This window comes from Bordetella tumbae, assembly GCF_054780995.1.
The window spans coordinates 199,102-225,392 of record NZ_BAAGVG010000018.1; the positions used below are offsets into that span (position 1 = coordinate 199,102).

Below are 26,291 nucleotides of genomic sequence, written 5' to 3' on the forward strand. Positions count from 1 at the left end.
CTGATTTGCTAGAAAACGCCGGGCCATTCCACGTTTTCTTGCTCCCCGGATCCGGGCCGGTAACGCCTGGTCCCGAGGAGTGCAGCAATGAAACCAAACCACATATATCCAGGGGAATTACATGTATCGAACTCTTGCCCGCTATTTGAGCGTCCTAACTGTTGCCTGCACGGCCACGGGCGCTGCCGTCAGCGCTCATGCCGCTTTTCCGGACAAGCCGATCACCTTCATCGTGCCATCTGCCGCAGGCGGATCGCCCGACGTGTTGTCGCGCTTGATCACGACGCAGATCGCCAAGGACACTGGCGCGACGCTGGTGATCGAGAACCGTCCTGGTGCGGCGGGCAACATCGGCGTGTCGCTGATCAAGCGCGCAGAGGCCGATGGCTACACCATCGGCTACGGCAATATCAACACCTTGGCCGTGAACCGCTCGCTATTTAAAAAGCTGCCTTACGATGTGGATAAGGATCTGGTCCCGGTAGGTCAGATGTTCAATATTTATAACGTGCTGATCGTGCCGGCTGATTCGCCGATCAAGTCGGTGCAGGACCTGGTCGCCCGTGCCAAGGCCGAGCCGGGCCGCCTCTCGTATGGTGCCTCGGGTGTCGGCACCACGGGTCACATGGGTGGCGAGCTTTTCAAAAGCATGGCTAAAGTCGATGTCATGTTCATTCCCTACAACGGTGGCCCGGCCGCGATGCAGGATCTGATGGGCGGACGGCTCGACTTTACCTTTGCGAATACGTCAGAGGCTGTGCCGCTGATTCAAAGCGGAAAAGTGCGCGCCCTGGGCGTCAGCAGCCTCAAACGTTTGGCCTTGCTGCCCGATGTCCCGACGCTGGACGAAAGCGGCCTGAAGGGCTACGAGACGATCGCCTGGGGAGGCGCGGTGGCGCCTGCAGGCACGCCGGCCGACGTCATCAAAAAGCTCAATGCTGACTTGAACAAGGCGCTGGAAAATCCCGAGGTCCAAAAATCACTGGCAGCACTCGGCGCCGATCCTGCCGGCGGCAGCCCCGAGGATTTCAAGCGGCTCATGGACGCAGAAACTGCCAAATGGGGCAAACTGATCGAGAGCGCCGGCATCGAGAAGCTGGACTGACCAACATAACCATCATCATTCTATGCAAGCTGATCTGATCATTACGAATGCCCTGCTGGTTGACGGCAGCGGCGCAGAACCCGTGCAGGGCCATCTGGCTATTAAAGGCGAACGTATTGCCGAGCTGGGCGATTTCCCGTGTCCGGACGGTGTGCCGGTCCTGGATGCCGCCGGGCGTGTGTTGGCGCCGGGTTTTATCGACTCGCATACGCATGATGATGGCTATCTGCTGGCACATCCGGAAATGACGCCCAAGGTGTCGCAGGGCATCACGAGTGTGGTGACGGGTAACTGCGGCATCAGCCTGGCGCCGCTGACGCGGCAGGATATGCCGCAACCGCTGGATCTGCTCGGCCCTGCCGAGTTGTTCCGTTTTTCCACATTCGCGCAGTGGCTGGAGGCCCTGCGCGAGGCACCAGCCGCCACCAATGTGATTCCGTTGGTGGGGCACACGACATTGCGTGTGGCGGTGATGGGTGATGCGGTCGATCGCGCTGCCGACGCGGGTGAACGCCAGGCTATGCGTGAGTTGCTGGCCGAGGCGTTGGCCGCAGGCGCTTTCGGGGTATCGACCGGTACGTTCTATCCCCCTGCTGCCGCGGCTCCCACCGACGAGATCATCGATGTTTGCGCGCCGATGACTGGACGTCATGCCATCTACGCGACGCATCTGCGCGATGAAGCCGATCACGTCGTGCCGGCGATGGAGGAGGCGCTGGCCATCGGGCGTGCCGTCGATGCCCGGGTTGTGTTCTCACATCACAAAGTGGCGGGCAGCCGCAATCATGGCCGCACCCGCGAAACGCTGGACATGATCACCCGAGCCGCGGCCAGTCAGCCCGTCTGCCTGGATTGCCACCCGTACCCTGCGACATCCACGATGCTGCGCCTGGACCGTGTGCGCATTGCCAGCCGCACCATGATCACTTGGTCCAAAGGGTATCCGGCTGCCACGGGGCGTGATTACGCCGATGTACAGGCCGAACTGGGCCTGGACGACGAAGCCATGCTGGCACGGTTGGCGCCAGCAGGCGCGATCTATTTTCTGATGGACCCCAACGATGTGCGGCGTATTTTCGAACACCCGCTCACCATGGTTGGGTCCGATGGCCTGCCCTTTGATCCGCATCCGCATCCGCGTCAGTGGGGCACCTTTCCCCAGGTATTGCGCCGCTTGGTGCGCGAAGAAGGCGTGTTGACGCTCACAGCGGCGATTCACCGCATGACAGGCTTGGCCGCAACGCAATATGGCCTGGCGCAGCGAGGCCTGCTCAAGCCCGGTTATTATGCGGACTTGGTTTTGCTGGACCCCGAGCGCGTCAACGATCTGGCGACTTTTGAGAAACCTGTCCAGGTCAGTCAGGGCATTGACGGCGTCTGGGTCAACGGCTGGTCTGTCTGGGATGGCAGTCAAGCCAGCGGCGCACGGCCCGGCCAAGTGTTGCGCCCCGGAGTGCCGGCATGAGGCCGTAGGGGCTGGCGCAACAAGCAGGATTGGAATGTAGCGCTCCGCGGGCGCTCAAATGTGCATGGAAACGAAACATATGTTGGGTGTATTGGGTGGGATGGGACCGCTGGCAGGCGCAGCCTTTGCGATGCGAGTGGCGGCGCTGACGCCGGTCGACAGGGATCAAGAACACATTCCCACACTCTTGTTGAATGATCCGCGGATACCCGACCGCAGCACCGCGCGGCTGGCTGGCGGCGAAGACCCGTTGCCAGCGATGCGCGCAGGTATCGAGTTCTTGAATGCATCGGGAGCGGATCTGATCGCCATTCCCTGCAATACGGCGCATCTCTGGTATGACGAACTAGCTCAGGCCTCGCAATGTCCCGTGTTGCATATCATCGAGGCCGTTGCCGCAGACCTGCGCCGCCAAGGGGTGACGCGGGGCCGAATCGGATTGATGGGTACCGCGGCGACATTGGCGTTGGGCCTGTATCAGCGTACGTTGGAGCAACATGGCTACGAATGCATCGTGCCGCAGGACGACGAGGTAGAGTCTTTGTGCATGACCTCTATTCGCGCGGTGAAAGCCAACCGGCTGGATGATTCCTTGGCGCCTGCTGTGGAATGCGTGCAGCGGCTACGCGCACGCGGCGCTGATGCCGTTGTGTTGGGGTGCACCGAGCTGCCGCTGGCTATTCCTCATGCGGTGCGGCCATCGTTGGGCGTGGTGACGACCGATTCGATTGACGCGCTTGCCCTGGCTGTCATTGAGTATTATCAACAGGCGGGCAAGCTCGCGACGCATCGCGATTAGGAAATAAAAAGCCCCCACGCTGCGCCTTCGGCTTGCTGTCCACCTCGCGGCTAGCACGCCGCTCGGATTCGTCAGGCACAGGGCAGTCCGCAGGGACTGCCCTGTGTCCGGGCTCATCCCCCCGAGGAGCGTTCTTGTTTTGGGGCAGCCCGGCAACAAAAAAAGGCCAGTCCCCGCAGGAGCTGGCCGTTTGATGGAATGACGGTGCCAATCAGCGCGGCAATTCGCTGGCGCCCATCAGATACTCATCCACCGAGCGAGCGCATTGACGTCCTTCGCGAATGGCCCAGACCACCAGCGATTGGCCGCGGCGCATGTCGCCAGCTGCAAAGACTTTATCGACATTGGTGCGATAGTCGTCGGTGTTCGCGCGCACATTGCCGCGTGCATCGCGATCCACGCCAAAGGCGTCCAGCACCTGCTGCACCGGCGAAACAAAGCCCATCGCCAACAGCACCAGGTCCGCCTGGATTTCAAATTCGGAGCCTTCGACCTCACGCATTTTCATCTGGCCGGTGGCTTCGTCTTTGAACCATTCGACACGAGAGCCAACCAGCTTTTCGACTTTGCCGTTGCTGCCTTTGAGCAGTTTGGTCGTCACCGACCAGTCGCGATCGCAGCCTTCTTCGTGCGACGACGAGGTACGCATCTTCAGGGGCCAGTACGGCCACACGAGCGGCTTGTTTTCCGACTCGGGCGGTTGGGGCATCAGTTCGAATTGCGTGACCGAGGCCGCGCCATGGCGGTTGCTGGTGCCTACGCAATCCGAGCCCGTATCGCCGCCGCCGATCACGACGACATGCTTGCCCTTGGCCAGTGTTTGTTTGGTCAGGCGATCACCTGCGACGGCCTTGTTCTGCTGACGCAGGAAGTCCATGGCAAAGTACACACCCTCGAGCTCGCGGCCCGGCACCGGCAGATCGCGCGGCGTTTCCGAGCCACCCGTCATGACGACGGCATCGAACTCATCGGTCAATGATTTCGGGGTGCGCACGGTCAGGCCGTCGGCCACGGAATCGCTGGCGTTGCCGACATACGTGGACGGCGCGAACTCGACGCCTTCGGCTTCCATTTGCGAAATACGGCGGTCGATTTGCGATTTCTCTAACTTGAAGTCAGGGATGCCATAACGCAGCAACCCGCCGATGCGGTCGCTTTTTTCGAACACGGTCACGGCGTGGCCCGCGCGCGCCAATTGCTGTGCGCACGCCAGGCCGGACGGGCCAGAGCCTACGACCGCGACTTTCTTGCCAGTCTTGCGGGCAGGGACTTGCGGTACGACCCAGCCTTCGGCCCAACCTTTGTCGATGATGGCGTGCTCGATCGACTTGATACCCACCGCATCGCTATTGATGTTGAGGGTACAGGCCGCCTCGCAGGGGGCCGGGCAAATGCGGCCCGTGAACTCAGGAAAGTTGTTCGTCGAGTGCAGGACATGCAGCGCGCGGCGCCATTCCTGACGGTAGACCAGGTCGTTCCAGTCAGGAATGATGTTGTTGACCGGGCAGCCGCTGTTGCAAAACGGGATGCCGCAGTCCATGCAGCGAGCTGCTTGTTGCTTGGACTGGTCATCGCTCAGGTGCAGGACGAATTCGCGCCAGTTTTTCAGGCGTTTTTGCGGAGCTTCAGAGGCTTCCTGCAGCCGCTGATATTCCATAAAGCCAGTGATTTTTCCCATGATCGGTCCTTAGGCCTTACGCAGCCAATTGTTCAGGATTGGCTGCACGCCACATTTCGCCCAATGCGCGGCGGTATTCCGTCGGCATCACTTTGATGAACTTGCCGCGCGAGGTTTCCCAGTCGCCCAGGATTTCCCGGGCACGGAAACTGCCGGTATAACGGAAGTGATCTTCGATCAGCTTGCGCAGGATCGCTTCGTCGGTGTCGCGTTCGCCACCGCGCTGAGCGCTGTGCCAGCCCGATTGATCGTTTTGCGCGAGTTGTTCCGCGTGCGGCGCGATGCCTTCCAGTTCGACCATCGACAGGTTGCAGCGGTGTTTGAAGCTGCGGTCCGGATCCCAGACGTAGGCCACGCCGCCCGACATCCCGGCCGCGAAGTTACGGCCGGTCTCACCCAGCACCACGACCGTGCCGCCGGTCATGTATTCGCAACCGTGGTCGCCGGTACCTTCGACAACGGTGGCTGCGCCCGAGTTACGCACGGCAAAACGCTCGCCCGCCACGCCATTAAAGAAAGCCTCGCCAGCCAGCGCGCCGTACAGCACCGTATTGCCCGCGATGATGTGATCAGGGCCAAAGCCACGGAAATCATTGGGCGAGCGCACGATGATGCGGCCACCCGACAAGCCCTTGCCCACGTAGTCGTTGCCTTCGCCGACCAGATCCAGCGTGATGCCATGCGCCAGGAACGCGCCGAAGCTCTGTCCTGCCGTGCCATTGCACTGAATGTGGATGGTGTCATCAGGCAGACCATCGTGACCGTAGCGTGCCGCGACCGCGCCGGACAGCATGGCGCCGATCGTACGATTGCGGTTGCGCACCGGCGTGATGAACGAGACCTTTTCGCCGCGTTCCAGCGCGGGCTTGCTGCGTTCGATCAACAGGTGATCCAGCGCACCGGCCAGGCCGTGGTCTTGCGTTTCGGTTTGACGTTTTTCCGTATCGATCTGCGGTTGGTAGAACACGCGGCCGAAATCCAGGCCTTGCGCTTTCCAGTGTTCGATGCCGGCACGCATATCCAGCAGATCCGAGCGGCCGATCAGGTCGTCGAATTTACGGATGCCCAGTTGCGCCATGATTTCGCGGACTTCGTCGGCGATAAAGAAGAAGAAGTTCACCACGTGCTCAGGCTTGCCCTGGAACTTGCGGCGCAAGACCGGGTCCTGCGTAGCCACGCCCACCGGGCAGGTGTTCAGGTGGCACTTGCGCATCATGATGCAGCCTTCCACGACCAGCGGTGCGGTCGCAAAGCCGAATTCGTCAGCGCCCAGCAGCGCGCCGATGACGACGTCACGGCCGGTTTTCATCTGGCCGTCGGCCTGCACGCGAATGCGGCTGCGCAGGCGGTTGAGCACCAGCGTTTGCTGCGTTTCGGCCAGGCCCAGTTCCCAGGGCGTGCCCACGTGCTTGATCGACGAGACGGGCGATGCGCCGGTGCCGCCATCATGGCCGGCGATCACGACGTGATCGGCTTTGGCCTTGGCCACACCCGCGGCCACGGTTCCCACCCCGACTTCGGACACGAGCTTGACCGAGATCGACGACTTGCTGTTGACGTTCTTCAGATCGTGGATCAGCTGAGCCAAGTCTTCGATCGAATAAATGTCATGGTGCGGCGGGGGCGAAATCAGGCCGACGCCCGGCACCGAGTAACGCAGCTTGGCGATGTAGTCCGTGACCTTGTGGCCGGGCAATTGACCGCCCTCGCCGGGTTTGGCACCCTGCGCCATTTTGATCTGAATCTGATCGGCGCTGCTCAGGTATTCGGCGGTGACACCAAAACGGCCCGACGCAACCTGTTTGATGCGTGAACGCAGCGAGTCGCCGGCCTTCAGCGGGACGTCGGCTTCGATGCGGTCGGTGCCCAGGACGGACGACAGCGTATCGCCGTCTTTGATAGTGCTCTTGCCATCGCGCATTTCGGCGCGATAACGCAGTTCGTCTTCGCCGCCTTCGCCTGTGTTCGATTTACCGCCGATGCGGTTCATCGCCACAGCCAGCACCGAGTGAGCCTCCGTCGAGATGGAGCCCAGCGACATGGCGCCGGTGGCAAAGCGCCGGACGATTTCCTTGGCCGGCTCGACGTCTTCCAGGGGAATCGCGCGCGACGGATCAAAACGGAACTCGAACAAGCCGCGCAGCGTCATGTGGCGGCGCGTTTGATCGTTGATGATCTGCGCGTATTCCTTGTACGTGCGGTAATTGTTCGCGCGCGAAGCATGCTGCAGCTTGGCGATCGAGTCCGGCGTCCACATGTGCTCTTCGCCACGGATACGGAACGCGTACTCGCCGCCTGCGTCCAGGTCGTTGGCCAATACCGGGTCGGCGCTGAAGGCCGCGCGATGCTGGCGCAGGGCTTCTTCGGCGACTTGGAAAATGCCGATGCCTTCGACGTTCGAGGCGGTACCGGTGAAGTATTTATCAACCAGGCTGCGTTGCAGGCCGACGGCTTCGAAAATCTGCGCGCCGGTATAGGACATGTAGGTCGAGATGCCCATCTTGGACATGACCTTGTTCAGGCCCTTGCCGATGGCCTTGATGAAGTTCTTGACCGCCTTTTCCGGATCGGCCATGCGTCCCAGCGATTCCAGTGCCAGATAGGGGTGGATCGCTTCGGCGCCGTAGCCGCCCAACAGCGCGAAATGGTGCACTTCGCGGGCCGAGCCGGTCTCCACGACCAGGCCGGTTGCAGTGCGCAGGCCCGAACGGATCAGATGCTGGTGGACAGCCGACGTCGCCAGCAGCGCCGGGATGGCGACGCGCTCGCTGTCGACCAGGCGGTCAGACACGATCAGAATGTTGTAGCCGCTTTGTACGGCATCCACTGCACGAGCGCACAACGCGGCCACGCGGGCCTCGATGCCCTCGGAACCCCAGGCAGCAGGGTAGGTGATATCCAACTCGTAGCTGCGGAATTTCTTGCCCGTGACTTGCTCGACGTCGCGGATCTGCGCCATGGCCGCGAAATCCAGCACCGGCTGCGAGACTTCCAGGCGCAGCGGCGGATTCACGTTGTTGATGTCCAGCAGGTTCGGCTTGGGACCGATGAACGACACCAGCGACATCACCATCTGTTCGCGGATGGGGTCGATGGGCGGGTTGGTCACCTGGGCGAACAACTGGCGGAAATAGTTGTAGAACGGCTTGGCGCGGTTCGACAGCACGGCCAGCGGGGCGTCGTTGCCCATCGAGCCGATGACTTCCTCGCCGGACGTCGCCATGGGTTCCAGAATGAACTTGTAGTCTTCCTGGGTCCAGCCAAATGCTTGTTGGCGATCGAGCAGCGAAATCGACGACTCGGGCGCTTGTGCCGCCTGGCGCGGCGTGGGCAGGGCTTCCAGCTTGAGCTGCAGGCGCTCGATCCATTGGCGATACGGGCGGCTGTTGGCCAGCTGCAGCTTGATTTCCGTATCGTCGATGATGCGGCCTTGTTCCAGATCGATCAGGAACATCTTGCCCGGCTGCAGGCGCCATTTTTTGACGATGCGGTTTTCGGGGATCGACAGCGTGCCGGCTTCGGACGCCATGATGACCATATCGTCATCGGTAATCAGGTAGCGTGCAGGACGCAGGCCGTTGCGGTCCAACGTGGCGCCGATCTGGCGGCCGTCGGTGAACGCCACGGCGGCGGGACCGTCCCACGGTTCCATCATGGCCGCGTGATATTCGTAGAACGCGCGGCGGCTCGCATCCATCTGCGTATGCTGTTCCCAGGCCTCGGGGATCATCATCATCATCGCGTGCGACAGCGAGTAGCCCGAGTTCACGAGCAGTTCCAGGCAGTTGTCGAACGTCGCCGTATCGGACTGCCCTTCGTACACGATGGGGTACAGTTTTTTCAGATCATCGCCCAGCACGGCCGATTGCATCATGCCTTCGCGAGCGCGCAGCCAGTTGAAGTTGCCCTTGACGGTGTTGATCTCACCGTTGTGGGCAATCATGCGATAGGGGTGAGCCAGCGGCCAGGCGGGGAACGTGTTGGTCGAGAAACGTTGGTGCACCAGCGCCAGCGCCGACACCGTGCGCGGATCCGCCAGGTCGCGGTAATAGCGGCCGACCTGATCGGCCAGCAACAAGCCCTTGTACACGACGGTGCGCACCGAGGCCGACGGCACGAAATATTCTTTGCCATGCGCCAGTTTCATTGCCTGGATGGCGTGGCTGGCGGTTTTACGGATGACGTAGAGCTTGCGTTCCAGCGCGTCGGGCACCATCACGTCGGCGCCACGGCCAATGAACAGTTGGCGGATGACAGGTTCGACCGAACGCACGGTCGGCGACATCGGCATGTCGACGTCCACCGGCACATCGCGCCAGCCCAGCACAATCTGGCCCTCGGCGCGCACAGCGCGTTCGAGTTCCTGCTCACAGGCCAGTCGCGAGGCGGTTTCCTTGGGCAGGAACATCATGGCCACACCGTATTCGCCCGGCGCCGGCAGTGTGATGCCTTGCTGGCTCATCTCGTCGCGATAGAGCGCATCGGGAATCTGGATCAGAATGCCGGCGCCATCGCCCATCAGCTTGTCGGCGCCTACGGCACCGCGGTGATCCAGGTTTTCCAGGATCTTCAGGCCTTGTTGAATGATGGCGTGGCTTTTGCGCCCTTTAATGTGTGCGACAAACCCGACGCCACAGGCATCGTGCTCGTGCTGAGGGCTGTACAGACCCTGTGCGGCGGGAATGCCGATGCGGGTTGCATCAATAGGCGTCGCCACCGGGCGACAGGAATCGGTTTGAGAATTCGAGGACATAGCGCGCTCCGCAGAGAACTGCGTCGGAATGTTGCAGTGCAAGGTCTCGACGATACTGCGGTACGAGTTGGGGTGCAACAAAAATAAATGTGGTGCGTCCCTAATTTATATCAGGCACCGTTTCGGTGCGCATATATGGGGACATATTAAAATTTTATGAAAATCAAATAGATAGAATTTCCCCATAACTTGCGCCAGATAAATTCACTAGGGTCTAGGTAGAAAACTTCATTATATGTCCCTGTTTTAACGGGGCTTATTGTTGTGAATCTGCGGCGCAGATTGGCCGAGAGGACGTTCGAAAGTCCTCGCCGCCATCTTATGGTGCGGCGCATGAAGGCCTGTTGATGCGGATGCGTTGGGTCCGAAAGGACCTATGAAGTTTTCGCCTCGACGGGCGTTTTGCGAGGGCGGCCTCGCCGGCCTGGTGCAACACGGCGGCTGGCGGTATGGGTCAGGCTGGCAATGAAATCGGCGCCGCCCAGTGCCCACTGGCCGGACACTGCCTGGTCGATACGCTGGCTTTCCTCGCGCGACAGGCCGTCTTGCAGGCGCCGCCGGTAATTCGCCTGGCGGTCAAAAGGGGTATTGCCGCAGGCCCAGTAGTCGGCGTGATCGGACTGCCAAGGCGATGGCGGCGTGGCAGCTGCCGTATTGCCCGTATGACTGCCTGCGGACGACCACGGCCAGGAGTCGGGATCATGTGCCGCACCGCTGCGTACGGGATAAGTCTCGAGCCAGACCAATGCGGGCAACACCCAGACACCTGGCTCCAGCAGGGCCGATCGATAACGTCCGGCAAAGACCCGGCCACCGCGCAAACGAGCCGCCAGATTGCGGCCCAGGGTCTGCATCAGGCGTGGCAGACCCTCCTCGTCACTGGGGGTCGCCAGTAGCAGGATGCGATCGTTGGCCAATACCCATCCATGCACCGCAACGCGGTGCCGCTGGGCAGAATCGCCAAGCCAGGCGGCCAATTGGTTGAGCACTTCTTGTGGCGCTGGTTGCGAAGGCGTCGCCAGCGGCTGAACGAAGTTGGCCTGTACCAATTGCGGTAACCCGGGGGCGTACAAACGGGGCAGTCGAGCCATAGCGTGTAGGGGCACCAAGCCACAAAGAACGGTGGTGTTGACCACTATATATAAATAGTGCCACAGCCGTCGAGAGGGGATGGTACCCGTAGACAATTGTGTCTCTCTCTGTCAGCGCGGCCAGACACGCAGGTTAACATCGGGCGTGTACGCAACCAGTAAGGAAAACCCTGCGCCATGGCAGACTTGGAATTGATCTCCCAGCACCGCTGTTTCGGCGGATGGCAACGCTATTACCGCCACGACTCGGCTCAGATCGGCTTGCCCATGAGGTTCTCGGTATATGTGCCGCCCCAGGCGGAACAGGGGCCCGTACCGGTGCTGTTTTATCTGGCAGGGCTGACCTGCACCGAGGAAACCTTCATGATCAAGGGCGGCGCGCAACGTCTGGCTGCCGAATATGGCCTGATGCTGGTTGCACCGGACACCAGCCCTCGCGGCGCGGGTATTGCCGGTGAAGATCAAGATTGGGATTTCGGCACCGGAGCGGGTTTTTATCTAGACGCTACAGCGCAGCCCTGGAGCACGCATTATCGGATGGAAAGCTATGTGACCGATGAGCTATACGGCATCGTTACTCAGGACCTGCCTGGTGATGCCCAGCGGGTAGGGATTTTTGGTCATTCCATGGGCGGGCACGGTGCGCTGGTGCTGGCATTGCGCCATCCTGACAAATTCCGTTCCGTCTCCGCCTTTGCGCCGATCGCGGCACCGACCCGTTGTCCATGGGGCCACAAGGCCTTTAACGGCTATCTGGGGCCCGATACAGACGCCTGGAAGGCCTACGACGCCAGCGAGCTCATGTCGCGCGCCCGGCAGCCGTTCCCGCGCGGCATTTTGGTCGATCAGGGGCTGGCGGACGGTTTCCTGGCCGAACAGCTGTATCCCGAAGTATTCGAGCAGGCCTGCCAACAGGCCGGTCAGCCGCTGACGTTGCGACGTCATGCCGATTACGACCACGGGTATTACTTTATTTCTACTTTCATGCAGGATCACGTGCGGTTTCACGCTGATCAACATTGTTAACGGTACGCCAGCAAATCGAGCTATTGTTGACGGCGGCTGCTTTGCCGTCCCTTTGGCAGGGCCGCCCTCGCCCCCAAACGTGAGGATTGCCTAGTGATCAATGGTTTTGCCCCCTTTGTCTGGATGGCCCTGGCGGCCTTGGTCGTGTTGATACCGGGGATGGCCCTGTTATTCGGGCGCGGCGGGCCGCGGGATGCTTCCGGGCGCCGGGTATTCAGGCTGCGGCCGATACGGCGCCTGTTCGGCGTTCTGCTGATCGCCCTGGCAGGCGCATCGGCCATGCTGGCATTGACGCTGGTTCAGTTCGTCCGATTGACTACCGATGTGCCTGTTGCGACGGTAACCATGCATGAGCAGACGCCAGGACAATTCCTGGTCACGACGGACGTTCCCGGCAAAGGCGAGCGTATTTATCCACTTTCGGGCGATCAGTGGCAGATCGACGCCAAAGTCGTACGCTGGCGTCTGCCCGCCCTGCTCGCGGGTGCGCCCCCCTTGTACGCGTTTGAGCGCCTGTCTGGCCGCTATCGCGACGTCGAGCAGGAAAAAACGGCGGCGCGCAGCGTTCATGATTTATCCGATTGGCCTGTACCCGACCTGGCCCAGATGAAAAAGGTGTTCCCCAACTGGCTGCCGTTTGTCGACGTTCAATACGGCAGTGCCGCCTATATGCCCATGATCGACGGCGCGCGCTATCAGGTCTATATGGATCCCCGTGGCGGCGTCGTCATCCGGCCCGACGGCCAGGCGACCGAGGACGCGCTACGCCAATCGGGTTGGTAACGCAGGCTACGGCGCGATAAAAACGGGACCAATCCTACCGGACGGCGGGAGCTGTCAGCGCGGCGGTTGGCGATTCTCGTGCGAGACCTCAAGCACGTGTTCGCGCAGTTTTTGCGCGGCCGGTGATAACGGCCGGTGGCGCAAGGTCAGCAGGAAGTACGGTGGCACGCGCATTTCCCGGTCCACTGGAAGCACGGCAAAGGCATGCCCCATGCCGTCCTGCATGAGTAATTCGGCCACTTCTTCGGACAGGGCGACGATGGCATCGGTCGTACGCAGATAAGCAATGGTAAAGACCAGGGACGGCGAATTCATGATGTTGCCCGGCTCGGGCAAGCCGAGTTGGCCAAAACACTCGAGCACGGTTTCCCGGATTGGATTGCCGCGCGCCTGCATGATCCACTCATAGTGCGCTAACTCGGCCAGCGAGGCCGGGCCCTGCCGCGCCACGGGATGCGAGGCGCGTACTAGCAACACGATTTTCTCATCACGCATGGGCTGCAGGTCGAATTCGCGGCTATCAAATTCTGGCAGCAGCCGAGCCAACGCGAAATCCAGCTCGCCCTTGGCCAATTGCTGGACCAACTCGCGCGAAGGCAATACCTCGACGGTGATGGCTGCAGCGGGACTCGTCTGTTTGAAGGCTCGAACGGCACTGACCAGGACGCCTGCGGCAGGGCCGGTCACCGCGCCAATCTTGACCTCGCCGCCGCCGCCCGAGTGGTAGGCCTCGATGTCCTCTTGCAAGCTACGCAACTCGCGCAGCAACGCACGCACGCGCCGAATGACGAGCAGGCCGAGTTCAGTGGGCACCATGCCCTTGGCGTGTCGATGAAAAAGCGTCCCGCCGGCCGCGGTCTCGATGTCGGCCAGCATCCGGGACGCGGCCGGTTGTGACATGGCAATTCTCTGAGCGGCAAGCTGAAGCTGGTCCAGGTCGGCGATTGCCGCGAGTAATTGCATCTGCGCGGGTTTGAGTAGAAAGCGAGATCGCATATTCCATACCTTTATTGGTATGTGAAAGTCAGAAAATAGAATTTTACTGTTATGTTTTGAGCGGCGTAGCATGCATGCGCTGACCCTAGATCGAGGGTTGTGCAGGTCCGGGGAGCACCAGTCCGGCCTGAAATCAAAGATCAAAGGAGACAAGACAATGTTCAAGAAAATCGTGACCGCCGTGCTGGCGGCAGCGGCGGCGTGCGTGGTTTCGGCTGCTGCTGCCGAAACCGTTGGCATTGCGATGCCAACTAAGTCCTCTCCGCGCTGGATCGCGGACGGCAATGCGATGGTCAAACTGTTCCAGGAAGCTGGTTACGACACGCAGTTGCAGTTCGCCGAGGATGACATTCCGAATCAGTTGGCCCAGATCGAAAACATGATCACTCGGGGAGTGGATGTGCTGGTCATCGCTGCCATCGATGGCAGTACGCTGACCAACACGCTCGAGAATGCTGCGGCGGCCGACATCAAGGTCGTTGCCTATGATCGCCTGATCCGCGGCACCGAACATGTCGATTACTACGCCACGTTCGACAATTTCAAAGTGGGCGTAGAGCAAGCGCAGTCGCTGATCAGCGGGCTGAAGCAGCGCTTTGGCGGCGTCAAACCCTGGAACGTGGAGTTATTCGGCGGCAGTCCCGACGACAACAACGCCTATTTCTTCTACGACGGTGCCATGTCCGTGCTCAAACCGTTGATCGATGCTGGTGACATCAAGGTCGTGTCGGGTCAGACCGGCATGGATCGGGTGGGCACCTTGCGCTGGGATGGCGCCGCGGCCCAAGCCCGTATGGATAACCTGCTGTCCTCGAGCTATACCAAAGAGCGCCTGCATGGCGTGCTGTCGCCGTACGATGGCATGTCCATTGGAATTCTCTCGTCGCTCAAAGGCGTGGGATATGGCTCGGGCGGGCAGAGCATGCCCGTGGTCACCGGTCAGGATGCGGAGTTGCCGTCGATCAAATCCATTCTGGCCAACGAACAGTATTCCACGATATTCAAGGACACCCGAGAGTTGGCACGCGTCACGGTAGGCATGGTCGACGCCATGCTCAAGGAAGGCAAACCGCAAGTCAACGACACCAAGACATACAACAATGGCGTGAAAGTCGTTCCCGCCTTCCTGCTGCAACCCACGGTGGTCAACGCAGACAATTGGGAGGCGGTGCTGGTCCAGTCGGGCTATTACCAGAAATCGGATATCCAGTAGGTCGCATCCATGACCTATCTTCTGGAAATGCGCGCCATCACGAAGACCTTTCCAGGCGTGAAGGCGCTGAATCGGGTCGATCTGGCGGTCAGACATAACGAGATCCACGCCATTTGCGGCGAGAACGGTGCGGGCAAGTCCACGCTGATGAAGGTCTTGTCGGGCGTCTATGCCCACGGCAGCTACGACGGCGAGATTGCCTACGATGGCGAGATCATGCGTTTTCGCTCCATCCGCGATAGCGAGGCGCGCGGTATTGTCATCATCCACCAAGAGCTTGCATTGGTGCCGCAGTTGTCCATTGCCGAGAATATCTTTCTGGGCAATGAGCGCGCGTCAGGTGGCGTGGTGTCGTGGCACGAAACCTTTCGTCAGGCGGGAGAATTGCTGCGCAAGGTCGGTTTGACGGACGCGCCCGGCACGATGGTCGGGACGCTGGGAGTGGGCAAACAGCAACTGGTCGAGATTGCCAAAGCGCTCGCCAAGAACGTGCGGCTGCTCATTCTGGACGAACCGACGGCAGCTTTGTCAGAGTCGGACAGTCAGGCCTTGCTGGACTTGCTGCTGGAGTTGAAGGCGCAGGGCGTGACCTCCATCATCATCAGCCACAAGCTCAACGAAGTACGCCGCATCGCCGACCGGGTCAGCGTGATACGTGACGGATCGACGGTCTCGACGCTGGACGCCGCGACCGAGGCCTTATGTGAGGACCGCATCGTGCGCGACATGGTGGGACGGGACATGTCGCAGCGCTATCCGCCGCGCGAACGCCGTGCCGGCGAGGCGGTACTCGAGGTGTGCGACTGGAACGTCTGGCATCCTGAGCAGAGAGGCCGGCAGATGGTCAAGGACGTGTCCTTCACAGTCCGCGCCGGTGAGGTGGTGGGTATAGCCGGACTGATGGGAGCGGGCCGAACCGAACTTGCCATGTCGATTTTCGGGCGTGGATACGGCCGCCATATTTCCGGCCAGGTGCGGATGCGGGGCAAACCGGTCGATGTTTCGGACGTGCCCAGGGCCATCAAGGCAGGTCTGGCCTACGTCACCGAAGACCGTAAGTCGCTGGGCCTGCTGCTGGAGGACACGGTGCTGCGTAACGTGACCCTGGCCAGCCTGGAGCGCGTAGCTCGTGCGGGGGTGATCGACCGCCGACGTGAAATCGAGATATCGGAAAAATACCGAACGGCCATGCGTATCCGCACACCTTCGGTATTTCAGACGGTCGCCAATCTGTCCGGCGGCAATCAGCAGAAGGTGGTTTTGTCCAAATGGCTTTTTACCGAACCGGACGTGCTGATTCTGGATGAACCCACGCGCGGCATCGATGTCGGTGCGAAATACGAGATATACGGGATCATCAACGGGCTGAGCGAACAAGGTAAAGCCGTGGTCATGATTTCTTCGGAGCTGCCCGAGTTGCTGGGCATGTGTGACCGCATCTATGTGATGAACGAGGGTGCGTTCATCGGCGAGCTCGATGCCGGGCAAGCCACCCAGGAACGCATCATGTCGCTCATTGTCAGCGACGAGGAGCAGAGCATATGAATACCTCGACGTCCCTGCCAACATCGGGCGGCAACAGCAACAGCGTCGGCGCCTATTTTGCGAAGCATATGCGCGAATACGGCCTGCTGATCGCGTTGGTCGCCATCCTGATCATGTTCCAGGTACTGACCGATGGCACGCTGATGCGGCCGGTCAACATTACCAACCTGCTGCTGCAGAACAGCTACATCGTCATCATGGCCCTGGGCATGTTGATGGTGATCGTATCGGGGCATATCGATCTGTCCGTGGGATCAGTGATGGGCTTTGTCGGCGCGCTCGCCGCCGTGCTGATTGTCCAACTGGGCTGGCCGGTCTGGACCGCGGTACCGGCATGCCTGCTGGCCGGCATGGTTATCGGCGCGGCCCAGGGGTACTTCATTGCATTCTGGAAGATCCCTGCGTTCATCGTGACGTTGGCTGGCATGCTGATATTCCGCGGGCTGTCGCTGTGGCTGTTGCAAGGCCAATCGGTCGGTCCGTTTCCTCGCGACTTTCAACTGCTGTCCACCGGTTTCGTGCCTGACCTCTTTGGTGCGGGCAAGCCCAATTTCACCGCGCTGATAGTGGGAGTCGTGGGTGTGGCGCTGCTGATGTACTCATCCTGTCGGGCATGGTCGCGTAACCGCCGATATGGCATTGATGCCGAGCCGCTGGGGTTTTTTGTGGGACGCCTGGCCATCATCTCGATGGCGATCCTGTTCTTCACCTGGAAGCTTGCGGGTTTTCGCGGTTTGCCAAACGTGCTGCTCTCCATGGGAATACTGACCGCGATTTACGTCTTCATCACCGAGAAGACAACGCTGGGTCGACGCATCTATGCGCTGGGCGGCAACGAGAAGGCCGCGCGTATCTCAGGCATCAAGACGGAACGGCTGACCTTTCTCACGTTTGTGAACATGGGCTTCCTGGCGGCGCTGGCGGGGCTGATCTTTGCCGCGCGCCTGAATACGGCCACACCCAAGGCCGGCTTCGGACTCGAACTGGACGTCATTGCGGCAGTGTTCATCGGCGGAGCGTCGGCCTCGGGCGGTACCGGCAAGATCATCGGCGCGGTGGTGGGGGCTTTCATCATGGGCGTCATGAATAACGGAATGTCCATTCTCGGCATCGGTATCGACTACCAGCAAGTCATCAAGGGATGCGCTCTGCTGGCCGCTGTTTTTTTCGATGTCTACAACCGCCGCAGGCAAGGCTGATCCCGATCCGGATCAAATCACTACAAAGAAAGAGAAGGGAGACTCCATGGCTTTCAAACCCGCGCCCTGGCCACGTTCGTTGCGTTCGCAGCACTGGTATGGAGGCAATACGCGCGATGTCATCTACCACCGCGGCTGGCTCAAGAATCAGGGCCATCCGCACGACCTGTTCGACGGCCGCCCGGTCATTGGCATCCTGAATACGTGGTCTGACCTGACGCCGTGCAATGGGCACTTGCGCGAATTGGCCGAGAAGGTGAAGGCCGGCATCTGGGAGGCTGGCGGCTTTCCCGTCGAGGTACCGGTGTTCTCGGTATCCGAGAACACCTACCGGCCGACCGCGATGCTGTATCGCAACCTGGCCGCGCTGGCGGTCGAGGAGGCGATGCGCGGTCAGCCCATCGATGGTGCCGTACTACTGGTGGGCTGCGACAAAACCACGCCGTCCTTGCTCATGGGAGCGGCGTCCACCGACTTGCCCTCCATCGTCGTGACGGGCGGTCCGATGCTCAACGGCTACTTCCAGGGCGAGCGCGTCGGATCCGGTACGCATCTGTGGCGTTTTTCAGAGGCCGTCAAGGCGGGAGAAATGACGCAGGAGGACTTCCTCCAGGCAGAGCAGTCGATGTCGCGTTCCTCGGGTACCTGCAATACCATGGGTACGGCCTCGACCATGGCATCCATGGCCGAGGCGCTGGGCATGGCGCTGTCGGGCAATGCAGCGATTCCTGCCGTCGACAGCCGTAGACGCGTGCTGGCGCAGTTATCGGGCCGGCGCATTGTTCAGATGGTCAAGGATGACTTGAAACCGTCGGACATCATGACCCGAGTGGCTTTCGAGAACGCCATTCGCACCAATGCCGCGATAGGCGGTTCGACCAATGCCGTCATTCACCTGCTGGCAATCGCCGGGCGCATTGGGGTCGATTTGACGCTGGATGACTGGGATCGTTTCGGGCGGGACGTGCCCACCATCGTCAACCTGATGCCGTCGGGCGAGTACCTGATGGAGGAATTCTTCTACGCGGGCGGATTGCCCGTGGTGCTCAAGCGCCTGGGCGAAGCCGGCCTGCTGCATAAAGACGCATTGACGGTCTCTGGGGGCGCGCTATGGGACGAGGTCAAGGACGTTCGCAACTGGAACGAGAACGTGATTTTTCCTGAAGGCAAGGCGCTGGCGGCCTCGGGCGGCATTGTCGTGCTCAAGGGTAATCTGGCGCCGAACGGGGCAGTGCTCAAGCCCTCCGCCGCCAGCCCCCATCTAATGGTGCATCGAGGACGCGCGGTCGTTTTCGAAGATATCGATGATTACAAGGCGAAGATCAACGACGAGGCGCTCGATATCGACGAAACCTGCATCATGGTCCTAAAGAACTGTGGTCCTCGAGGCTATCCAGGCATGGCCGAAGTCGGCAACATGGGTTTACCCCCCAAGGTGTTGCGCAAGGGGATTACCGATATGGTGCGCATCTCGGATGCGCGCATGTCCGGGACGGCCTATGGCACGGTGATCCTGCATGCCGCGCCCGAGGCGGCAGCGGGCGGCCCGTTGGCTGTGGTGCGCACCGGCGACATGATCGCGTTGGACGTGCACGCTCGATCGCTGACGCTGGAGGTGTCGGACGTCGAACTGGCCGAGCGGCTGGCGGCCTGGCGCCCGGTGCATCAGCCCGTATCTACCGGCTATATTTGGCTGCACCAGCAGCATGTCGGCGGCGCCGATACCGGCGCCGACCTCGATTTTCTGAAAGGCTGCCGAGGTTCGGCGGTCGGCAGGGAGTCTCACTGATGAAAATCGCGCTCGTAGGGGTGGGAAAGATCGCCCAGGCCCAGCATGTGCCTGCCTTGCAAGCCTCGCCGCATTGGCGTCTGGCGGCGACGGTCTCGCAGGAGGGCAGTGTGAATGGCGTCAAGGCCTACACGGATTTCGACCGCTTTCTGGACGAAAATCCCGATATCCCTGTTGTGTCCTTGTGCGTGCCACCCGCGGCGCGCTTTGACTATGCGTACCGGGCATTGCAGGCAGGACGCCATATCATGCTCGAAAAACCGCCTGGTGCGACCCTGGCAGAAGTCGAGATCCTATCCGCCCAGGCTCGGCAGCGCGGGTTGACGATCTACACAACCTGGCATTCGCGCCTCGCGCACGCCGTCGCGCCAGCCAAGGTGTGGCTGGCCGGCAAGACTGTCAGTGCCGCGCGCATCATCTGGAAGGAAGACGTGCGGCACTGGCATCCGGGCCAGGTCTGGGTGTCGCAGCCCGGGGGCATGGGCGTGTTCGATACGGGTATCAATGCTTTCTCCATCCTCACCGAGATCCTGCCTGTGCCCGTGTATCTGCAGTCAGCCTCGCTTGAGGTGCCCGAGAACTGGCACGTGCCTATTGCCGCGCGCTTGCAGTTTTCCGGCAACGTGTATGCAGAGCTGGATTGGCGTCAGACTGGGCCGCAGACCTGGGACATGGAGATCGATACCGACCAGGGTGAGCTTGCCCTGCGCCTGGGCGGCAATGTACTGGAGATCGACGGCAAGGCAGTCGCCGGACAGGACGACATCGCGGGAGAGTACCCCGCGCTGTATGCACGCATGGCCGAGCTGGTGGCCAACGGCGAATCCGAGGTCGACCTGATGCCTATGGTGCATGTGGCCGACGCGCTCAGCCTCGGCAAACGTACGGTGATTCCGCCGTTCGATCTGTCGTCCTCTGCCCACGCATCCGCCGTTACAGGGCTCTCGGCATGAGCACGGTTTTCGACAGCCGTCCTTGTCATCTCGGCGAGGGCGCACTCTGGCATCCCCGGCGCGAAATGCTGTTCTGGTTCGACATTCTGGACAATCGTTTGTTGGGGCGGGGAGCGGATGGTATCTACCAGGCCGAGCTTCCCGAACGGCATTCGGCCGCTGCATGGATCGATGCCGATCGGCTGCTGCTGGCCTCCGAGACGGGTCTGTGGTGCTTTGATCTGGATAGCCGGCAGCGTGTCCGCGTGGCGGAAATCGAAGCACACGACGCCACGACACGCTCCAACGACGGCCGTGCCGACCCATGGGGTGGTTTTTGGATCGGCACCATGGGCAAGCAGGCCCAGTCTGGCGCTGGGGCCCTTTACCGCTTTTTTCGGGGCCGATTGGTACGCCTGAGGGCCGGGCTGACGATACCCAATGCGATATGCTTTGCGCCGGATCGCAGTCTTGCGTATTTTGCAGACACGGCGATTCAGCGGGTGTGGCAGTGGCAACTGGATCCTGAGGGCTGGCCGATGAACGACCCACAGGTGTTCATGGATTTCGCCGCGGCAGGGCTGTATCCGGATGGTGCCGTGACCGACGCGGACGGCGCACTCTGGATTGCGCATTGGGGTGCGGGTTGGGTCGGCCATTATGACGTAGCGGGGACTTGCCTCGCGCGCCGAGATTTGCCTTCACCGCAGCCTACCTGCCCGGCATTCGGGGCTGGCCGCCTGTATGTGACGTCGGCGTGGGAAGGCATGTCGTCACCGGCGCGCGAAGATTACCCGCTGGCCGGCCAGACCTTTGACCTAGGGCCGGTTGCGGGGGCGCGCGACGAGCCCTCCTTTTGCCTGTAATTCTGACCGCCCTGCTGCCGATAGGCCGGAGAACGGTATGACACCGGCATGCCGCCGTGTTGTATGACCCGAAAGGCGTGACTCGCATGGAACTTTGATGCACTGCGGCAGTCGAATTAGCACTCGTATAGATAGAGTGCTAATATCAACTGATGCCCCTGTCAATTTCCCCCTTGGAGGACGCAACCATGAAGCAACCCAGTAGCTCGTTGGCCCTGTCCGGCAACGCCCTGGCGTTGGCCGTTGCCAATCCAGGTTCACTAGGTACGATCGAAGCCTACATCTCGGCCGTCAACCATCTGCCGGTGCTGACCGCCGAGCGCGAAACTGAGCTCGGCCGTCGTTTGCGCGACCAGGACGATCTCACGGCCGCCCGCGAGCTGGTGCTGTCGCACCTGCGTCTGGTGGTATCCGTGGCGCGTCAGTATCTAGGCTATGGCTTGCCCCATGCCGACCTCATCCAGGAAGGCAACGTCGGCCTGATGAAGGCCGTCAAGCGCTTTGACCCGGAACGCGGCGTGCGTTTGGTATCGTTCGCCGTGCACTGGATCAAGGCTGAAATTCACGAGTTCATCATCCGTAATTGGCGCATGGTCAAGGTGGCCACCACCAAGGCGCAGCGCAAGCTCTTCTTCAATCTGCGCAGCATGCGTCCTGATGGCCATACGCTCGACCCCGAGCAGGTCGATCGCATTGCTCAGGAACTGAACGTGCGTCGCGAAGACGTCAGCGAAATGGAGATCCGCCTGTCAGGTCGCGATCTATCGCTGGAAAAGCAGGATGACGAGGACGAGGCCTATGCGCCTATCTCGTATTTGTCCGACGAGGGCCATGCAGAGCCGACCCGCGTGCTTGATCGCCGCGAACACGATGATCTGCAAGGCCAAGGCTTGGCGAACGCCTTGCAAGCCCTGGACGCACGCTCGCGCCGCATCATTGAGGCGCGCTGGTTGCAAGATGAGGGCGGAACCACGCTGCAAGAGCTCGCCCAAGAGTTCGGCGTTTCTGCAGAGCGCATTCGCCAAATCGAATCCGCTGCGCTAAAGAAAATGCGTGGCGCCTTGGCTGCAGCCTGACAGTCGATTTTGTGGTGCAGAAAGCCCCGGCATCGCGATGCCGGGGCTTTCGCGTTTTGGCGCCGGCTTATTGTTGCAGCATAATTTTTATAATAGACACATTTTGATTCAATTTTCTGCCGCGGTAGACCCCTGCCGCAGGAAACTTATTCGACGCGCCAGAGACTAAATACCTGTAGACCGCAATTGCCGCATCCCGGCGTGTAGTCTTGCATCCGTTTCGGCTTCTCCTCTTCCCCTCCCCTATGAAACGGATGCTTGCAGGGCACCTCGCATATCGGTGCCCTATTTTTTTGCCTGCAGCCAGGCGGCGTCACTCAGGCGGCGCACCCCGGTCGCCAGCGATCCATCCCGATACAGCTTGAGCCATCGGTACCCCGGCGGGGAATCGTCCAGCACATGCTGGCCGTCACGAATGCTGAACTGAAAGCACGTCGAGGGGGTGGCTAGCAGGCGCATGTGATGGCGGCGCCGGTCAAATGCCTGATGGACATGGCCCCACAACAGCACGCGTGCGCGCGGCAGGTTGGCCAGACGCTGAAACAGCGTTTGGGCATTGTCGACCATCATCTGGTCAGGAAAACTGCTGTCCATCTGTACCGGGTTATGGTGCAACGCCACGAGTATGTGCCGATCTCCCGCCAACGCCGATGCTTGTTCCAGCAGATCGAACTGCTCATCACTGATATGGCCCGCGTTCGAGCCAGGTACCGTGGAGTCCAGCAAAATGATGCGCCAGGCGCCGATGTCCGTGACGGGCTGGGCCCAGAGTCCCATGGTTTCACGCAGGGCGTGCACATCGTCATGATTGCCCGGCAGGCAGCGCACCGGCCAGTCCGTCTGCTCCAGCAGCTCGCGCAGGCGTTGATAGGCCTGCACAGAGCCGTCCTGCGACAGATCTCCGGTCGCCAGCAATAGGTCGGGGCGGTGTCCGTTGGCGCGAACCAGATCCATCACCGCGCGTAAACTGGCATCGGTGTTGACCTGGCACATGACGCTTTCTGGTTCGGCCATCAGATGTAAATCCGTCAGCTGTACCAGCAGTGTGGGGGCGTCGGCGCGGCCCGCGCTGGAAGTCGAAGCCGGCAAGAGGCCTCCTGAATATCCAATAAAGCTCAGTACCATACCCAAAAAGCGCCCCACCGGACCATTTGAATAAGCAAGACCCGTAACGAAACGTGCGCGGCAGCAGCACGTCCGCAGGAAGGCCGTAAAAAAAGCTATCCTTGTTCTCTGTCTGATACGTTTGCGGCTTGTGCACCCTTCATGGATATAGGTTTTATTGTTTTCGGTTTATCCGGCCTACTCACATTGGTGTGCTTCATGCCGCCCTTGGCCGGCCGCGTCAAGCTGCCCTATTCGGTCCTATTGGCCATTGTGGGCTGCTTGTTGGGTATCGGGCTGCACTTGCATGGTTGGGCTCCCCCCGTGCTGGGGGATCTGTTCGACACGATCGAGCGTTTCGAGATTTCGTCCGAAACCTTTTTGATGGTGTTCCTGCCTGTGCTGTTGTTCGAAACCGCCCTGGCCATGAACGTGCGTCGCTTGATGGACGATATCGGTCCTATTTTGATGATGGCCATCGTGGCGGTGGTGGTGTGTACCGTCGTGGTCGGTTTTGCCGTCAATGCCGTGTCGTCATACGGGCTGGTGGCTTGCCTGCTGCTGGGGGCTATCGTGGCCACGACGGATCCGGTGGCCGTGGTGGGGATATTTCGCGAGGTGGGGGCGCCCAAGCGGTTGACTACGCTCGTCGAGGGCGAAAGCCTGTTCAACGATGCCGCGTCGATCGCGCTGTATTCCGTGCTGCTCGCGGTGCTGGGGGGCACAGGTACGCTGTCAGTCAGCGGCATATTCACTGACTTCATCGTGCACTTTGTCGGCGGCGGGTTGGCGGGCTATGTCATGGGCCGTGGGGCATGTTTTCTATTTGCCTGGTTGCGCGGGTTCCCGACCGCCGAGATCACGCTGACGCTGACGTTGGCCTATCTGTCTTTTTTCATTTCCGAGCATTATCTGGGCGTCTCGGGTGTGGTCGCCACCGTGATTGCGGGGCTGGTTGTGGGCTCGACGGGACGGACCCGCATGTCGCCCGTGACGTTCGAGCATCTGGCCAGTTCCTGGGAGCAGTTCGGGTTTTGGGCGAATTCGCTGATCTTTATTTTTGCCGCGATGCTGGTCCCCAAGCTGATGGCCGCGACCGATCTGCAAGAGTTGCTGCTGGTCGTGGTCGTCTTTGTGGTGACGCTGCTGGCACGCGGCATCGTCGTGTTCGGCCTATTGCCGCTGCTCGGATTGACGCCGCTGGGGACGAAAGTCAGTACGCCTTACAAGCTTGTCATGATGTGGGGAGGCCTGCGAGGCGCCGTATCATTGGCTTTGGCGCTGGCCGTGACAGAGCAGGCGGCAGTGCCCGAGGACGCGCGGCACTTTATCGCAGTCGTCACGACGGGCTTCGTGCTGTCGACCTTGTTTGTTAATGGCATGACCTTGCGTCCGTTGATTCGCATGCTGGGGTTGAACCAGCTGTCGATGGTCGAACGCACGATCCGCAATCAAGCACTGGTCGTCGCACTCGAGAGTCTGCAGGACAAGTCTGATGACATCGCCAAAACAGACCATATCAGCCCCGAGGCCCGTGATCGTATTCACGCGGTGTTCGATGCGAGCCTGGCCAGCGTGCACGATGGTCAGGTGAGTCAGATGACCGACGAGCAACGCGTTGCGGTGGGGTTGGTCATCCTGGCACAGCGCGAGCAGGAAATGTTCTTTGATATTCTGAAAGCGCAGATTGTGGATTGGCGCATGGCGGAATCCTTGCTGGCCCGGTCCGAGCGCCTGGAGGATGCTATACGCTCGGGAGGCTTGGAGGGCTTCGAACGCGGCATTGTGGCGGACGTGCGTTATTCGCGAGCATTTCGCCTGTCTCTGCGCATGCATTACACATTCGGCTTTCAAAGCTGGCTGGCCTATGAATTGGGGCAGCGTTTTGCTAGCCTGTTGACTAAGCAATCCGTGGCTCAGCGGCTGATTGTCTTTTCGCGAGAACAGATCGCACCGTTATTGGGTGAGACAGCCGCTCAACAGATCGTGGCGGTACATCAGCGGCGCCTGGATCTGATTGCCCATGCATTGCAGGCTCTCAACCTGCAATACCCTTCATATGCTTTGTGGCTGCAAGAAAGTTATTTGGGCCGCACGGCGCGCGAGCTCGAGCGCATCCGCTATCACGACATGTTGGAACAATTCCTCATCAGCGGCGAGGTCTATGCCGATTTGATGAACCAACTGAAGAGCCGTTGGCGTCACATCGATAAACATCCCCCCTTGGATATGGAGCTCGGCGCTGCGGAATTGATTACTCGGGTGCCCTTGTTCGAGGGTTTGAGTGCGGATTCATTACGTGCCATCAGCCGGCTTCTGAAACCGCGTCTGGCCTTGCCCGATCAGCCTGTCTTGACGCGTGGCCGGCATGGTCTGGAAATGTGTTTTGTGGCCTCTGGTGCGGTGGCCGTACAGTTGCCTGACGGTACGGCGATCGAGTTGGGCAGTGGTGAGTTCTTTGGCGAGCTGGCGCTATTGGGCGAGCAGCAAATCACACCCGATGTGTATTCGTTGGGCTACAGCAAGCTGCTGATGTTGTCGTTGCGCGATTTCGAGGCCCTCTTGGCGCGGGACGTGAATCTGCGCGAAAGAGTCCAGGTCGTGGCCAAACAGCGCTTGCGCGCCATCGAAGTCTGGCGGCAGTTTTCCCAGACTGGGACGACGTCGCCCTCGGCGACACCCGTGCCTCAGGTGACTGCGCCACTGCCTGAGACGCCTTCCGCGTCCGCCACGGCAACGTCGTCAAATCCGGCGTCTACAGCGGTATCCGAGGAGGCCCCATCGTCGAAACCCGCGCCTGGGGCTGGGCCCGTGGACGAGGCGCGGCCAACACCGCCGTCGCCCCCTGCCGCTGCACCAGAGGCCTGAGCG

At 60.8% G+C, this 26,291-nt stretch carries 18 protein-coding genes; 13 read left to right on the top strand and 5 right to left on the bottom strand.

Going from position 1 to position 26,291, the window contains the following annotated elements; genetic code table 11:
* The first annotated feature begins 121 nt into the window (after window positions 1-121).
* The 3 genes from ACYVI2_RS15795 to cuyB are packed head-to-tail and all read left to right on the top strand — an operon-like array spanning window position 122 to window position 3,369.
* The gene (locus ACYVI2_RS15795; RefSeq protein ID WP_415815264.1) at window positions 122-1,105 is read left to right on the top strand and encodes a Bug family tripartite tricarboxylate transporter substrate binding protein; all 984 of its coding nucleotides are present in this window, start codon (window positions 122-124) and stop codon (window positions 1,103-1,105) included.
* Between the two features lie 22 nt (window positions 1,106-1,127).
* The gene (locus ACYVI2_RS15800; RefSeq protein WP_415815266.1) at window positions 1,128-2,570 is read left to right on the top strand and encodes an N-acyl-D-amino-acid deacylase family protein; all 1,443 of its coding nucleotides are present in this window, start codon (window positions 1,128-1,130) and stop codon (window positions 2,568-2,570) included.
* Between the two features lie 58 nt (window positions 2,571-2,628).
* The gene (gene cuyB / locus ACYVI2_RS15805; protein WP_415815268.1) at window positions 2,629-3,369 is read left to right on the top strand and encodes a cysteate racemase; all 741 of its coding nucleotides are present in this window, start codon (window positions 2,629-2,631) and stop codon (window positions 3,367-3,369) included.
* 211 nt (window positions 3,370-3,580) lie between these two features.
* On the opposite strand, the gene ACYVI2_RS15810 is transcribed toward cuyB, so the two are convergent.
* The 3 genes from ACYVI2_RS15810 to ACYVI2_RS15820 form a co-directional block, all read right to left on the bottom strand.
* The gene (locus tag ACYVI2_RS15810) at window positions 3,581-5,047 is read right to left on the bottom strand and encodes a glutamate synthase subunit beta (RefSeq protein ID WP_415815270.1); all 1,467 of its coding nucleotides are present in this window, start codon (window positions 5,045-5,047) and stop codon (window positions 3,581-3,583) included.
* Between the two features lie 16 nt (window positions 5,048-5,063).
* Window positions 5,064-9,800 carry a glutamate synthase-related protein gene (locus ACYVI2_RS15815; protein ID WP_415815272.1) on the bottom strand — a complete coding sequence of 1,579 codons (4,737 nt, stop codon included), beginning with the start codon at window positions 9,798-9,800 and terminating at the stop codon, window positions 5,064-5,066.
* A gap of 374 nt (window positions 9,801-10,174) precedes the next feature.
* Window positions 10,175-10,891 carry a transposase gene (locus ACYVI2_RS15820; protein ID WP_415815274.1) on the bottom strand — a complete coding sequence of 239 codons (717 nt, stop codon included), beginning with the start codon at window positions 10,889-10,891 and terminating at the stop codon, window positions 10,175-10,177.
* 177 nt (window positions 10,892-11,068) lie between these two features.
* On the opposite strand from ACYVI2_RS15820, the gene fghA reads away from it, so the two are divergent.
* Together fghA and ACYVI2_RS15830 are read left to right on the top strand one after the other, a co-directional pair.
* Window positions 11,069-11,917, top strand: a complete 849-nt coding sequence (gene fghA, locus ACYVI2_RS15825) for an S-formylglutathione hydrolase (RefSeq protein WP_415815276.1) — start codon at window positions 11,069-11,071, stop codon at window positions 11,915-11,917.
* 93 nt (window positions 11,918-12,010) lie between these two features.
* Complete coding sequence (locus ACYVI2_RS15830) at window positions 12,011-12,700, top strand: hypothetical protein (RefSeq protein ID WP_415815278.1); 690 nt, start codon at window positions 12,011-12,013, stop codon at window positions 12,698-12,700.
* A gap of 54 nt (window positions 12,701-12,754) precedes the next feature.
* On the opposite strand, the gene ACYVI2_RS15835 is transcribed toward ACYVI2_RS15830, so the two are convergent.
* The gene (locus ACYVI2_RS15835; RefSeq protein ID WP_415815280.1) at window positions 12,755-13,696 is read right to left on the bottom strand and encodes a LysR family transcriptional regulator; all 942 of its coding nucleotides are present in this window, start codon (window positions 13,694-13,696) and stop codon (window positions 12,755-12,757) included.
* A 157-nt stretch (window positions 13,697-13,853) separates the two neighbouring features.
* Here ACYVI2_RS15835 and chvE point away from each other — a divergent pair, with 157 nt between their 5' ends.
* From chvE to rpoH, 7 genes are all read left to right on the top strand, one after another.
* Window positions 13,854-14,909, top strand: coding sequence for a multiple monosaccharide ABC transporter substrate-binding protein (gene chvE / locus ACYVI2_RS15840; protein WP_415815282.1), 1,056 nt, complete (start codon window positions 13,854-13,856; stop codon window positions 14,907-14,909).
* 9 nt (window positions 14,910-14,918) lie between these two features.
* Window positions 14,919-16,454: a multiple monosaccharide ABC transporter ATP-binding protein gene (gene mmsA / locus ACYVI2_RS15845; protein ID WP_415815284.1), complete on the top strand. Its 1,536-nt coding sequence runs from the start codon at window positions 14,919-14,921 to the stop codon at window positions 16,452-16,454.
* Complete coding sequence (mmsB, locus tag ACYVI2_RS15850; protein WP_415815286.1) at window positions 16,451-17,653, top strand: multiple monosaccharide ABC transporter permease; 1,203 nt, start codon at window positions 16,451-16,453, stop codon at window positions 17,651-17,653. Before mmsA ends, mmsB begins: the two co-directional genes overlap by 4 nt.
* A 46-nt stretch (window positions 17,654-17,699) precedes the next feature.
* Window positions 17,700-19,442 carry an IlvD/Edd family dehydratase gene (araD, locus tag ACYVI2_RS15855; protein WP_460490324.1) on the top strand — a complete coding sequence of 581 codons (1,743 nt, stop codon included), beginning with the start codon at window positions 17,700-17,702 and terminating at the stop codon, window positions 19,440-19,442.
* Window positions 19,442-20,395: a Gfo/Idh/MocA family protein gene (locus ACYVI2_RS15860; protein WP_415815288.1), complete on the top strand. Its 954-nt coding sequence runs from the start codon at window positions 19,442-19,444 to the stop codon at window positions 20,393-20,395. Before araD ends, ACYVI2_RS15860 begins: the two co-directional genes overlap by 1 nt.
* Window positions 20,392-21,240, top strand: coding sequence for an SMP-30/gluconolactonase/LRE family protein (locus tag ACYVI2_RS15865; RefSeq protein ID WP_415815290.1), 849 nt, complete (start codon window positions 20,392-20,394; stop codon window positions 21,238-21,240). The genes ACYVI2_RS15860 and ACYVI2_RS15865 overlap by 4 nt, the downstream gene beginning before the upstream one ends.
* A gap of 152 nt (window positions 21,241-21,392) precedes the next feature.
* Entirely contained in the window at window positions 21,393-22,316 is a 924-nt protein-coding gene (rpoH, locus tag ACYVI2_RS15870) for an RNA polymerase sigma factor RpoH (RefSeq protein ID WP_415815292.1), read from the top strand.
* Window positions 22,317-22,601: 285 nt separating this feature from the next.
* Here the strand turns inward: rpoH and ACYVI2_RS15875 are convergent, their stop codons facing one another.
* Complete coding sequence (locus ACYVI2_RS15875) at window positions 22,602-23,405, bottom strand: phosphodiesterase (RefSeq protein ID WP_415815294.1); 804 nt, start codon at window positions 23,403-23,405, stop codon at window positions 22,602-22,604.
* A gap of 177 nt (window positions 23,406-23,582) precedes the next feature.
* On the opposite strand from ACYVI2_RS15875, the gene ACYVI2_RS15880 reads away from it, so the two are divergent.
* Window positions 23,583-26,288 carry a cation:proton antiporter gene (locus ACYVI2_RS15880; RefSeq protein WP_415815296.1) on the top strand — a complete coding sequence of 902 codons (2,706 nt, stop codon included), beginning with the start codon at window positions 23,583-23,585 and terminating at the stop codon, window positions 26,286-26,288.
* Window positions 26,289-26,291: the final 3 nt, after the last annotated feature.